10 protein-coding genes are annotated in these 13159 nt (G+C 36.7%); 4 read left to right on the forward strand and 6 right to left on the reverse strand.

What is annotated here, in order from left to right; all coding sequences use genetic code 11:
- Positions 1-3: 3 nt before the first annotated feature.
- From ccoG to R1X58_RS10830, 6 genes are all read right to left on the reverse strand, one after another.
- Positions 4-1428, reverse strand: coding sequence for a cytochrome c oxidase accessory protein CcoG (gene ccoG / locus R1X58_RS10805; protein ID WP_240572754.1), 1425 nt, complete (start codon positions 1426-1428; stop codon positions 4-6).
- A 40-nt stretch (positions 1429-1468) separates the two neighbouring features.
- Positions 1469-2353 carry a cbb3-type cytochrome c oxidase N-terminal domain-containing protein gene (locus R1X58_RS10810; RefSeq protein ID WP_240572755.1) on the reverse strand — a complete coding sequence of 295 codons (885 nt, stop codon included), beginning with the start codon at positions 2351-2353 and terminating at the stop codon, positions 1469-1471.
- Positions 2350-2535: a CcoQ/FixQ family Cbb3-type cytochrome c oxidase assembly chaperone gene (locus tag R1X58_RS10815; RefSeq protein WP_240572756.1), complete on the reverse strand. Its 186-nt coding sequence runs from the start codon at positions 2533-2535 to the stop codon at positions 2350-2352. Before R1X58_RS10815 ends, R1X58_RS10810 begins: the two co-directional genes overlap by 4 nt.
- A 5-nt stretch (positions 2536-2540) precedes the next feature.
- Entirely contained in the window at positions 2541-4733 is a 2193-nt protein-coding gene (ccoN, locus tag R1X58_RS10820; protein WP_240572757.1) for a cytochrome-c oxidase, cbb3-type subunit I, read from the reverse strand.
- Between the two features lie 5 nt (positions 4734-4738).
- On the reverse strand, positions 4739-4927 hold the full coding sequence (ccoS, locus tag R1X58_RS10825; protein WP_188215089.1) for a cbb3-type cytochrome oxidase assembly protein CcoS: 189 nt from the start codon (positions 4925-4927) through the stop codon (positions 4739-4741).
- 80 nt (positions 4928-5007) lie between these two features.
- Entirely contained in the window at positions 5008-7377 is a 2370-nt protein-coding gene (locus R1X58_RS10830; protein WP_240572758.1) for a heavy metal translocating P-type ATPase, read from the reverse strand.
- Between the two features lie 110 nt (positions 7378-7487).
- On the opposite strand from R1X58_RS10830, the gene R1X58_RS10835 reads away from it, so the two are divergent.
- The 4 genes from R1X58_RS10835 (at position 7488) to R1X58_RS10850 (ending at position 13159) form a co-directional block, all read left to right on the forward strand.
- Complete coding sequence (locus R1X58_RS10835; RefSeq protein WP_240572759.1) at positions 7488-8165, forward strand: Crp/Fnr family transcriptional regulator; 678 nt, start codon at positions 7488-7490, stop codon at positions 8163-8165.
- A gap of 88 nt (positions 8166-8253) precedes the next feature.
- Complete coding sequence (locus R1X58_RS10840; RefSeq protein WP_240572760.1) at positions 8254-9381, forward strand: vWA domain-containing protein; 1128 nt, start codon at positions 8254-8256, stop codon at positions 9379-9381.
- 3 nt (positions 9382-9384) lie between these two features.
- A complete protein-coding gene (locus R1X58_RS10845) occupies positions 9385-10851 on the forward strand; it encodes a MoxR family ATPase (RefSeq protein WP_240572761.1) in 1467 nt (488 codons plus the stop codon).
- 226 nt (positions 10852-11077) lie between these two features.
- Positions 11078-13159 (forward strand): HAD-IIB family hydrolase, encoded by a 2082-nt coding sequence (locus R1X58_RS10850; RefSeq protein ID WP_240572762.1) that lies wholly within the window; start codon positions 11078-11080, stop codon positions 13157-13159.

The following is a 13159-nucleotide window of genomic DNA, read 5'->3' on the forward strand; positions in this document are numbered from 1 at the left end:
TTTTTAATTATAGCTTCTAGGTCCTAGAAAATTTACACTGGTTGTTTCAATAAGTTCATCATCGCTATAAACTTCTATAATCAGTTTATTTTTGTCTCCCGATAATTCACTTTGATTTATTTCTATAAACAGGGTACCTTCGGCAATGCCTTGTTTTGGTACTTTAAAATTATCGCTGGCCGAAACCAGTTTAATTTCTCCGTTATACTTTCTAAGTTTAAAACTTACGTTGTCTATTTCTTTTACGGTTTTGTTAACCAGTTTGTAGGTGAAAATATTACTGATAATATTATCGCCTTTACGTTCATAGAGCTGTCCTGGTAAACGTAACACAGTGGCTTCAACATCGTTTCGAAGAAGCAGAAGCCCTGTAAATACGCCTATTAAAATAGTTAAAACAGCTATGTAGCCCTTCATTCGGGCTGTAAGTTTGAATTTTTGTTTCTTTTCTATTTCGTCTTCACTGGCATAACGAATTAACCCTTTAGGCAGGTTGATGCTTTCCATAATATGGTCGCATTCGTCAATACAAGCGGTACAGTTTACACATTCCAGTTGCGTGCCGTTTCGAATATCGATACCGGTAGGGCAAACGTGAACACATTGTAGACAGTCTATACAATCGCCATGACCTAAGGCCTGACGGTCTTCATTTTTTCTGAATTTTTTTCTTCCACTTTCGCCTTCACCACGTTTGTGGTCGTACGCTACTACAATAGATTTATTGTCAAGCAGTACACTTTGTAATCTTCCGTAAGGGCAAGCAATAATACATACCTGCTCTCTAAACCAGGCAAAAACAAAGTAGAATACCCCAGTGAAAATAATAAGTGGAACAAGTGTGCCTAAATGGTTAAGCGGGCTTTCACCAATGTATTGTAAAAGCTTATCGCTACCAATTAAATAGGCTAAAAATATATTAGCAATAAGAAACGAGATGACTAAAAATATAAACCATTTCAGGCCACGCTTTCTTATTTTTTCGGCGTTCCATTCTTGGTTATCCAACCTGCGTTGTTTATTACGATCGCCTTCAATCCAGTATTCAATACGTCTGAAGACCATTTCCATAAAAATGGTTTGCGGACAAACCCAACCGCAAAACACGCGCCCGAATGCCACTGTGAATAAGGTGATGAACACGACACCTATAATCATAGACAAAACGAACAAATAGAAATCCTGTGGCCAGAATGGAAAACCGAAAATATTGAAACGACGCTCTAAAACATTAAACATCAAAAATTGATTTCCTTGGACCTTAATAAACGGAGCGGCAAACAAAAAGGCCAGCAATACGTAGCTTGTTATCTTGCGGTACTCGTATAGCTTGCCGCTGGGTTTTTTAGGGTACACCCAGGCACGCTTTCCTTCTTTGGTCATAGTACCAATACTATCTCTGAACGATTCGTTGCTAGGTGTTTCCAAGTTGTTTTGGTTTTAGGTTTTTTGTTAGGTGTTTAACGTTTTAGTTTGCGTCGTTCCAAATTTCTCCTTCAGCAGCTTTAGGCTCGGCAGGGGTTGTGCCCTGGAAGCTTAAAACATAGCTTGATACTTGTGCAATTTCTGATGGTTTTAATCCGTTTTTAGACCAGGCAATCATACCTTTACCATCACGGCCACCTTCAGAAACTGTTTTAAATACATTTTTAATACCACCACCAAGAATCCAGTATTCATCGGTTAAGTTAGGTCCGATACCACCACCACCGTCAGCTTTATGACAAGCTACACAGTTGGCATCGAATATTTTTTTACCGTTGCTTAAATCGGAAGCATCGGTTAATAGTTCAACAGTATTGAAATCTACTAAGTCTTTAGCCGTTTTCTTGTATTCTTCAATGGCTTTTTGAGCTTCAGCATATTCAGTATTTAATTCGTCGTATTGGCCTTCGCCATTAAAAACGTGGAAACGTAGTAAATAGATTGCAGCAAAAACGATTGAAGCATAGAACCCATATAACCACCACGGTGGTAAATCGTTATCTAATTCCTGAATACCATCGTAGTTGTGATCCAGAATAATTTCGTGTTCTTTTTCAATGGGTTTTGTACCTGCAAGTACTTTATATATATTCTTAACCCATTGAATGAATTTAGAAGGTGTTTCTTGTTCAGCATCAAAGCGAGCCTTTGCAGCTTCGTCTAAACTTTGATAAAGTATAGACTTCATAGAGCTTACTATACCTTCTATTGCAATTAAAATAAAGATGACCAGTAAAAGGAATAGTGCCAGTAACGGGTATTCTACAAAGGCTGGTTTGTCTCCGGAATCTATAAGGAATTCGGCTAAGAAAAATATCGCAAAGAATATTATTGGAACTCTTAACCATGAAGGGAATGATTGTCTCATAATGTTTGGTCGTTTTGGTTTTCTAGTGGTAGGTTACTAACAGTTTTTATATAATCTTTTTTAGCAGTAACAACCCACCAAAATAGTACAACAAAAAAGATAAAAAAGATTAGCAGGGAGATGATAGGGTAGATCTCTACCCCGGCAATGGTCTCCATATGGTTTTTTATAAATTTCATCATGACGTTTAGTTTTTAGTTGAAGAAATTTCAGAATCTTTAACCTTAATGTCGGTTCCTAATCGTTGTAAATAAGCTATAACAGCTACAATTTCACGATTGCGCATTTCGGTAAAATCGGCACCGGCAGCTTTCTTGTCTGCTTCATAATTTGCAGCAAAATCTGGGTCGGTATACAGGTTTTTCTCGATTTTAGTTCCTTGGTCTAGCATGTGCTGTTGTGCATTGTCAATGTCATCTTCCGTATACGGAACACCTAGGCTAACCATAGCACGCATTTTATCTTCGGTTTTCGATTTATCCAGTTTGTTTTTAACCAACCATTGATAAGCCGGCATAATAGAACCTGAAGAGGTGCTTTGTGGATCGTATAAGTGGTTTAAGTGCCAGTTATCTGAATATTTACCACCAACACGGTGTAAATCCGGTCCGGTACGTTTACTACCCCATAAGAACGGGTGATCGTAAACATATTCTCCAGCTTTCGAATATTCTCCGTAGCGTTCTACTTCACTTCTAAACGGACGAATCATTTGTGAGTGGCAGCCCACACAACCTTCACGGATGTAAATATCACGTCCTTCTAACTCTAAAGGTGTATAAGGTTTAACACTTGTTAATGTCGGAATATTAGATTCTACCATTAAAGTCGGAACGATTTGTACAATACCACCAATTAAAATAGCGATGGTTGCATAAATGGTAAGTTTAATTGGTTTACGTTCTAACCAGGTATGCCATCCTTCACCAGCTACGCGGTGTTTAGACACACGCTCCAGTGCAGGAGCCTCAGCTAATTCGTCGGTTACGGCATTTTGCGACTTTCTAATAGTGGTTATAATGTTATAAGCCAGAATAAACATTCCGAAGATATATAACGAACCACCAATAGCACGCATCCAGTACATTGGAATAATTTCGGTTACAGTTTCCAGGAAGTTACCATACATTAAAGTGCCGTCTGGGTTAAACTGTTTCCACATACTAGCTTGAGTAAATCCGGCAACGTACATAGGTAAGGCATAAATAATAATACCTAAAGTTCCTACCCAGAAGTGCGCATTAGCAAGTTTTAAAGAGTATAATTGTGTTTTAAATAGTTTAGGAACTAACCAGTAAATCATACCAAAGGCAAGAAATCCGTTCCATGCAAGTGCTCCAACGTGTACGTGAGCAATAATCCAGTCGGTAAAGTGACCAATAGCATTTACGTTTTTAAGAGATAGCATCGGACCTTCAAATGTTGCCATACCATATCCGGTTAGTGCAACCACCATGAATTTTAAAACAGGGTCTACACGAACTTTGTCCCAGGCACCGCGTAAGGTTAGTAGTCCGTTAATCATACCACCCCAAGAAGGCATTAATAACATGACAGAGAAAGCAACACCTAAGTTTTGCGCCCATTCAGGTAATGCGGTATATAATAAGTGGTGAGGACCAGCCCAGATATAAATAAAGATTAAAGACCAGAAGTGGATGATAGATAAACGGTACGAATAGATAGGTCTGTTTGCTGCTTTAGGTACAAAGTAATACATTAATCCTAAGAAAGGTGTAGTTAGGAAGAATGCAACGGCATTATGTCCGTACCACCATTGTACTAAGGCATCCTGTACACCGGCGTAAACCGAGTAGCTTTTCATACCGCTTACAGGAAGTTCTATATTATTAAAAATATGTAGTACAGCAACTGTTACAAATGTTGCTAAATAGAACCAGATGGCAACATATAAGTGACGTTGACGACGTCTTAAAATCGTTCCTATTAAGTTGGCGCCAAAGGCTACCCAAACTAAAGCAATGGCAATATCTATAGGCCATTCCAACTCGGCGTATTCTTTTGATGTAGTGTATCCTAAAGGCAAGGAAATGGCTGCGGCCACAATAATTAATTGCCACCCCCAGAAGTTAATGTTACTCAGTACATCACTGAACATTCTGGTTTTTAAAAGGCGTTGAGAGGAATAATACACACCGGCAAAAATGGCATTACCTACAAAGGCAAAAATAACGGCGTTAGTGTGTAGTGGTCTTAGTCGCCCAAAGCTTAACCACGGAATTCCGTCGGTTAGGTTTGGAAACAAAAATAAAAAGGCTAAGAGCAAGCCTACAAGCATTCCTACAACTCCCCAAAGCATGGTAGCAAATAAGAATTTTTTAACAATCTTGTTGTCGTAGTAAAATTGTTGTACTTCCATAATGATTAATTGGTCTTTTTGTTTTTAATGGTTGTTTTTGATTGGTCTTTTACTAATTCGTCTTCAAAAAGCATTCTTACCGAAGGGGTGTAATCATCATCGTACTGTCCTTTCTTAACAGCAACAATAAAAGCAACGAAGAAGACAATAGCCACCACGATGCTAATACCTAATAACATATATATAACACTCATACCTATTGAAGTTACGGGTCAAAATTAAATGTGAAAGGTTTCTTAAAACATGACTTTTATCATGTTTAAAAAAATAACCTTTATTTTATCTTCTTACCTATAAAGTTTGTAGCAATGGTGGTAAATACCACAACACTAATAGAACTTAATGGCATTAATATCGCTGCAATAACAGGTGCTAATTGCCCGGTTACCGCAAAGTAAAGTCCAATGCTGTTGTAAATAAAAGAAAGCACAAAACTCCACTTAATTATAGTTATGGCCTGTTTAGAGGCTTTAATAAATTGATATAGCTGATTAAATTTTGAAGCGTCTAAAATAGCATCGCAGGCAGGGCTGAAGACATTCACGTTTTCTGATAGCGCAATCCCTACATTACTTTGTGCCAGTGCTCCGGCATCGTTTAAACCATCGCCAACCATAAGTACTTTGGCACCTTCGGTCTGGTGATATTTTATGTATTCCAGCTTGTCATCTGGTTTCTGGTTGAAAATCAATTTGGTCTTGGCAGGTAGAAGTTTTTTTAGATTTTCCTGTTCTCCGGCATTATCACCCGAAAGGATAACTAAATCGAATTCCTGTTTAAGTTTATTAAATAGTTTAGATAAACCTGTACGGTAGCTGTTATAGAAGGTATATTTTCCTTTGTACTTATTGTTGGTGCTAATATGTACGGTTGTGTTTAAAATTGATGGATCACTGCCTCCCACAAAACTCGCCGAGCCAATTTTAATATTGTCGTTTAGGTAAGATGCTTCAATACCTTTTCCTAAATGTTCTTCAAAATGATTTAAAGAAATAATATTGTGTTCATCCAGAATGTCGTAAAGGGTTCTGCTTAACGGATGGTTAGAACCGCGAAGTGTATTTTTTAATAAAATTTCTTCTGAAGTAGATAGCATATCACCATCATAAGTCGCAATACTTTTTTCATTTGAGGTTATTGTTCCTGTTTTGTCAAAAATAACCGTATTAATTTCAGCTAACTGTTCAATAACCGAAGCGTTTTTTACGTAGAATTTTAGTTTGCCAAAAATACGAAGCAGATTTCCGAAAGTAAATGGAGCTGCTAAAGCCAAAGCGCAGGGACAGGCAATTATGAGAACTGCGGTAAAAACATTAATAGCTTTGGAAGCATCAACAACATACCAATACGTTGTTGCTAATACAGCAATACTTAATATGGCAATAGTAAAACGTTTACTAATGGCATTGGTAAGTGTGGTAAAATGGTCTTCTTTGTTTTTATTGAACACATCATGACTCCATAACTGTGTTAGGTAGCTTTGTTCTACCGATTTTAAAGCTTCCATTTCTATAAGTCCGGCTGTTTGCTTGCCGCCGGCAAAAAGTTTATCACCGGAATCTTTACTGACTGTTTTAGATTCACCGGTAACAAAACTATAATCTATTTGGGCATTACCGTTAATTAAAATGCCATCGGCAGGAATTAATTCTTCGTTTCTAATTAATAGTCGGTCACCTTGTTTAATATCATAAACCTGAATAGGGGTTTCTATGCCATTTTCAATTTTAGTTATGGCAATAGGGAAATAGGATTTGTAATCGCGTTCGAAGGATAAAAATGAATAGGTTTTCTGTTGAAAAAACTTTCCGAGTAATAAAAAGAAAACCAATCCGGTCAGGCTATCGAAAAACCCAGAGCCTAAATCGAAAATAATATCTATGGTGCTGCGAATGAAAAGTACAGCGATGCCCAAAGCAATAGGTACATCTATGTTTAAAAGCCCCTTACGTAAACCTTTATAGGCTGAAATAAAATAATCCTGACCAGCATAAAACACTACAGGTAACGAAAAGGTAAACATCAACCAGCGAAACAGGTGTTTGTATTGCTCTAACCAATATTCGCCCACTTCAAAATATTCAGGAAAGGATAAGAACATGACATTTCCAAAGGCAAAACCCGCAATCCCTAATTTGTAAATAAGTGAGCGGTTAACTTGTGCTTTTCCTGTCTTAAAATCGTCAAGAGATATATATGGTTCATAGCCAATACTACTTAAAAGAATCACAACATCTTTAAGCGATGTGTCTTGAGTATTGTAGGTTACCCGAACATTTTTTTTGCCGAAATTTACCTGGGAAGCAGAAATGCCTGGATTTAATTTGTTGAGGTTTTCTAAAATCCAGATACAGGAGCTACAATGTATATGCGGAATATAAAGTGTGGTAATTTGGGTTTTACCGTCATTAAATTCGGTTAATTTTTCAATAATGTTTTCCTGAGATAAAAAATCGTATTTACCTTCAATGTCCTTTGGGGTTGCACCAGGTGCTGCCTGTAAGTCGTAGTAACAGGTTAAGTCGTTTTCAGAAAAAATTTCATATACGGTCTTACAACCATTACAACAGAATGTCTTATCGTTAAATGTAATAGCCTGCGAATCGCATACGTCGCCACAGTGGAAACAATTTTCTTGATCCATACAATTTGCTCATTATTATACCTGTAACAAAATTCCCAAAAGAACTCCTTACAATATATGACTTTTATCATGAATTTTAAGTATTTTTACCGAACATATAAATTTCAGGTATGAGTAAATGTGAACAATGTATTGTTAAGCAATTTAATTCGTTAAAATCGCTTACCAAAGATGAATTGGTGCGTATTTCCGGGTGCAAAACTTCTAAAATCATCAAAAAAGGAGAAACTATTTTTGAAGAAGGAGATGTTATAAATGGGGTTTTTTGTATTCGCGATGGGGTTTGTAAGTTATCTAAATTAAGTGCCAACGGTAAAGATCAAATTGTGAAGTTGGTAGTGAAAGGAGACTTACTTGGGCAGCGCTCGTTGGTAACAGATGAGACAGCAAATTTAAGTGCCGTAGCCTTAAACGATATGGAAGTTTGCTTTATTCCTAAATCTGAAATTATTAGTGATCTACAGAAAAATTCCAATTTTACCCTGGATGTTTTAAAAGATATGGCTAACGATTTGAGACAAGCCGATGATATTATTGTTAATATGGCTCAAAAATCGGTACGTCAGCGTTTAGCCGAGACATTAGTCTACCTTTACGAAAGCTTCGGAACAAATTCAGATAAGACTTTAAGTGTTGTTTTATCTCGTGAAGATTATGCCAACATTGTAGGTACAGCTGTCGAGTCTGCTATTCGGGTACTTTCTCAGTTTAAAAAACAAGGTTTAATTTCAACTTCAGGTAAAAAAATTAAAATTGAAGACCTTGAAGGATTGAAGCGTGTTGAATAGAAACTATTAGCATTCTTCTGATTGCCATAGATATTTCTAATTGTATAACTGTGTTTGGTGTGTAAAAATATAGTATTTTTATACAGCTATGAGACACGATAATACTACAAGAAAAGGATTTGTTTTCAAGTCGTACGAAGCACCGAATAAATCACCTTTCGATACTTTATTCGAAATTTTTAAAGAATTAATAACGCATACTTCTGGTGATTTCGATGAGGCTATCGATTGGTTGCGTGAACTCGATAAAGAATACAAATTAACCACTCCAGACTATTCTATAGACGATTTTATCGAAGACCTTATCAAGAAAGGCTTTATTCGTGAAGAACTTGATCCAGATGGTAATGGTGGTACGGCAATAACTGCCAAAACCGAGCGCGCCATTCGTCAGCAGGCTTTGGATCAGATTTTCGGAAAAATAAAACGAAGCGGACAGGGTAACCATCGAAGTAAAAGTCCTGGAGTAGGTGATGAACATACGGGAGATTTTCGAGGGTATCAGTTTGGTGATGCACTTGATAAGGTGTCCATGACCGAAAGCTTGCGTAATGCTCAAATTAACCACGGAATTTCAGATTTTAACCTATCGGAAAGTGATTTAGTAGTTGAGGAAACCCTTCATAAATCGCAAATGAGCACGGTGCTTATGATAGATATTAGCCATAGTATGATATTATATGGTGAAGATCGTATAACACCGGCAAAAAAAGTAGCCATGGCTTTAGCCGAATTAATTACTACTCGATATCCAAAAGATACCTTAGATATTTTAGTATTTGGAAACGATGCCTGGCAAATAGAAATTAAAGACTTACCCTATTTGAAAGTAGGACCTTACCATACCAATACGGTAGCCGGATTGCAACTGGCAATGGATTTACTTCGAAGAAAACGCAACACCAATAAGCAAATCTTTATGATTACCGATGGAAAACCTAGTTGTTTGCGGTTATCTAATGGCGAATATTTTAAAGATAGTTTTGGACTAAATCCTAATATTGTTAATAAATGTTATGCCATGGCCCAGCAAGCCAGACGTTTGCATATTCCTATTACAACCTTTATGATTGCAAAAGACAATTACTTAATGCAATTTGTCAGGGAGTTTACCTATGCCAATCAGGGCAAAGCCTTTTATACTGGCATTAAAGGTTTAGGAGAAATGATTTTTGAAGATTACGAAACCAATAGAAAAAAGAGAATTAGAGGATAGCTTATGAATATTGAAAACATAAAAACACTTGGAGACTTAAAGAAATCAGGTTATCAAAGTAAATCTATTAAAGATGAATTAAGAGATAATCTGATTCAAAAAATAAAAAATAAGGAAACGACTTTTGAAGGTGTTCACGGGTATGAAAATACCGTGATTCCCGAATTAGAGCGTGCTATTTTATCAAGACATAATATTAATCTACTTGGATTACGCGGACAAGCGAAAACGCGTTTAGCCCGTTTAATGCTGAATTTATTAGATGAGTATATTCCTTTTGTTGAAGGTTCTGAGATTAACGACGATCCGTTTCAACCTATTTCTCGATATGCAACAGAACTAATTAAAGAAAAAGGTGATAATACGCCAATTGGTTGGTTACATCGCAGTGAACGTTTTGCTGAAAAATTAGCGACGCCCGATGTTACCGTGGCTGATATTATAGGTGATGTTGACCCAATAAAAGCAGCAAACCTGAAACTTAGTTATGCCGATGATCGTGTGATTCATTACGGTATGATTCCTCGAGCCAACCGTTCTATTTTTGTGATTAACGAGTTGCCTGATTTACAAGCCAGAATTCAGGTGGCTTTATTTAATATATTGCAGGAGGGAGATATACAAATCCGTGGATTTAAATTGCGATTACCTTTAGATATTCAATTCGTGTTTACCGCCAATCCTGAAGATTATACTAACAGAGGTAGTATTGTTACACCGTTAAAGGATAGAATTGGCTCACAGATATTAACGCATTATCCGGTTAATATTGAAACAGCTAAACAGATTACAGAACAAGAAGCAAAATTGGTGGAAAGTCAGAAAGAGACCGTTGTGGTTCCGGATTTAGCCCGCGATTTATTAGAACAGATTGTTTTTGAAGCCCGTAAAAGCGATTATATCGATGCTAAAAGTGGTGTAAGCGCTCGTTTAAGTATCACAGCTTTAGAAAATTTATTAAGTACTGCCGAGCGTCGTGCTTTACTTGCAGGCGATGAAACTACAACGGTACGTTTATCAGATTTTATGGGGGTTATTCCTTCTATTACCGGAAAAGTAGAATTGGTTTACGAGGGTGAACAGGAAGGAGCGGCTGTTGTGGCTTATAATTTAATTGGAGAAGCAGTAAAAAGTTTATTTGTACAATACTTTCCTAAAATTGAAAAACTAAAGAAACAGGAAGAAGAAACGCCTTATGATGATATCATTTCTTGGTTCTTCAATCAGAAAGATGGTTTTGAATTGGGTGATAGTTTGCGTGACAAGGAATACAAAAGTCTATTAGATGGTGTAAGTCCGTTAAACGATTTGTTAGGAAAATATCAACCTAAACTGAATCCGATAGACAGTTATTTTATGAAAGAATTTGTGCTTTGGGGATTGGCTGAATTTAACCAGTTAAGTAAGCATCGTTTTTCCGAAGGTATGCAGTTTAAAGATCCTTATGGTAGTTTTATAAGTGGTATTTAACTTAAATTTCTTTCTTTTTCATATTCATGGTATACGGTGGTTTAATTTACAAATCTGTATTTTAAACCACTAATTTTTTTTATTCCCTTAAAAAGGTCTTTAGCAGGTTTTCTTAAAATAAATTTTGAGCTGGTTTTCGTGTTTTTTTGCGTATATTAAGCAAAAACCATGTGTTTTTTGTGGTTTTTTAGTGAAAAACAGATAAAACGCTTCAGAATTTCTTAATATGGAAACAAACTTTACTGATAAGAGTCCTATCAAGCTCCTTTCTTTCGATATTGATAACACATTAATAGAATTTCACACGCTTAAAAGCAATTTTAAAACAATTTGGAAAAAGTATAAACCTGAAGGTATCATCCTAACTTATAATACAGGACGATTAATAGACGATGTGCTCCGTCTTATAAAAAAAGGAGTACTGCCTAAACCCGATTATATCATTGGGGGCGTTGGTACCCTAATTTACGATTGTAATAAAGATTGTATTGTAAAAGAATTCAATGATGTGTTAGATGAAGGTTGGGATTTAGAATCGGTTGAAAAATTGGTGCAAAGTATAGAACATCCAATCAGTGAACAACCTGCAAAATTTCAACATTCGTATAAAAGAAGTTACTTTTTTCACGATGCTAACGACGAACTCATAGAAAGTATTGAGGCTGATTTTGCGAAAGCTAATATGTTGGTGAATATTGTGTACTCGGGTAATAAGTTTCTAGATGTACTCCCTAAATGGGCAAACAAAGGCAATGCCTTGCAGTGGCTACTAACTAAACTCAATTTAACAGCCGACAATGTTTTGGTTGCCGGAGATAGTGGAAACGATTCTGCAATGTTTAACATGAAAGGCATTCGGGGTATTGTGGTTGCAAATGCTCATGAAGAACTTTATAAGTTTACAAAATACAGGCAGGTTTATCATTCTGAAGGAGATCATGGTAATGGTGTTATTGAAGGATTGGTTTACTATAACATATTACCACAAGAAGCAGAAACCTGTTTAGAAGAAGATCATACCGATGATTATTTTATTCAGCAGGAATTAAATCATATTGCTGAAGATGACGACAAGGAAAAATTAGAACTGATACGAGAAGGCTATGAAAAGGCGATTATAGCCTTGAAGAAAAATATAACGCCGCTCGGATTTTCAGCCTGTTCTATAAAAGATAATGTACCTAGTGGTACTGATGAAAATTACCACAGTGTATGGGCTCGTGATGGAGCGATTACCGTTATTGGGTCTTTATCACTAATTCATGATGAAGAAATTCATAAATGTCAAAGACAAACTTTAGTAACGCTTTTCGAGCATATTTCACGTAACGGCCAAATCCCATCAAACGTGCGTATAAAAGACAATGTCGCTGACTATTCTGGGGTAGGTGGTATCTGTTCTATCGATAGTGGTATTTGGGTGGTGATAGCATTTTACGAATATGTTAATGTCACAAAAGATATCGATTTTCTTCGTAAGTATATTTCAGATATTAAAGAAACTATGCGTTGGCTTGGGGCTCACGATAGTAATAATGATGCTTTACTGGAAATTCCTGAGGCAGGTGACTGGACGGATTTATTCGGTGGAAGTTATAACATTTTATACGACGAAATATTGTGGTATCGTGCCAATGTATGTTATGGACGAATGCTTGAAATGCTTGGTGATTATGAGGAAGCCGGAGAATATATCAGATGGTCTCAGGTCATTAAAAAGGAAATTCTTCAAAACTTCTGGCCTTCTACACAACAGAAATTATTTCAGTCGGTATCGTTTGCCGAACGTCAGTTTACACTTGGTGATACCTCTTATTTAATAGCACAAACCACCCCGTTCGATTTTAGCTGGCGCTGTGATGTATTTGGAAATGTTTTAGCCTTTTTACACGGCACGGTCGATGCCGAAAAAGCGCATCAAACCTTCAAATTTATTTTAGGAGTAGGCGTTAACGATCCATTCCCAATACGAAATGTGTATCCAGTAGTAACGCCTGGTGATCCGGATTGGAGACCCTATTACACAGTTAATTTGTTAAATCTTCCGCATCATTATCACAATGGAGGTATCTGGCCTTTTGTTGGAGGCTTCTGGGTGAAGTTTGTGAATAAGCTGGGATTACGTGAAGTAGCTGTTTCAGAGTTGTACAAACTGGCCTTAATTAATAAACAGGGGTTAACCGAAGAATGGGAATTTACCGAATGGGCTCATGGAACTTCAGGTAAAGCTATGGGGAAAGCCTATCAGGCGTGGTCTGCGGCTCAGTACATTTCTGCTTGTAACGATTTAAAAGTAATTAATAACTAA

It is taken from the genome of Aestuariibaculum lutulentum (assembly GCF_032926325.1).
Classification (GTDB): Bacteria; Bacteroidota; Bacteroidia; order Flavobacteriales; family Flavobacteriaceae; genus Aestuariibaculum; species Aestuariibaculum lutulentum.

What these genes read in the sequence shown, in the direction of transcription:
- R1X58_RS10810 (WP_240572755.1), bottom strand. Translation starts at nt 2,353, where the DNA reads ATGAGACAATCATTCCCTTCATGGTTAAGAGTTCCAATAATATTCTTT.
- R1X58_RS10815 (WP_240572756.1), bottom strand. Translation starts at nt 2,535, where the DNA reads ATGATGAAATTTATAAAAAACCATATGGAGACCATTGCCGGGGTAGAG.
- ccoN (WP_240572757.1), bottom strand. Translation starts at nt 4,733, where the DNA reads ATGGAAGTACAACAATTTTACTACGACAACAAGATTGTTAAAAAATTC.
- ccoS (WP_188215089.1), bottom strand. Translation starts at nt 4,927, where the DNA reads ATGAGTGTTATATATATGTTATTAGGTATTAGCATCGTGGTGGCTATT.
- R1X58_RS10830 (WP_240572758.1), bottom strand. Translation starts at nt 7,377, where the DNA reads ATGGATCAAGAAAATTGTTTCCACTGTGGCGACGTATGCGATTCGCAG.
- R1X58_RS10835 (WP_240572759.1), top strand. Translation starts at nt 7,488, where the DNA reads ATGAGTAAATGTGAACAATGTATTGTTAAGCAATTTAATTCGTTAAAA.
- R1X58_RS10840 (WP_240572760.1), top strand. Translation starts at nt 8,254, where the DNA reads ATGAGACACGATAATACTACAAGAAAAGGATTTGTTTTCAAGTCGTAC.
- R1X58_RS10845 (WP_240572761.1), top strand. Translation starts at nt 9,385, where the DNA reads ATGAATATTGAAAACATAAAAACACTTGGAGACTTAAAGAAATCAGGT.
- R1X58_RS10850 (WP_240572762.1), top strand. Translation starts at nt 11,078, where the DNA reads ATGGAAACAAACTTTACTGATAAGAGTCCTATCAAGCTCCTTTCTTTC.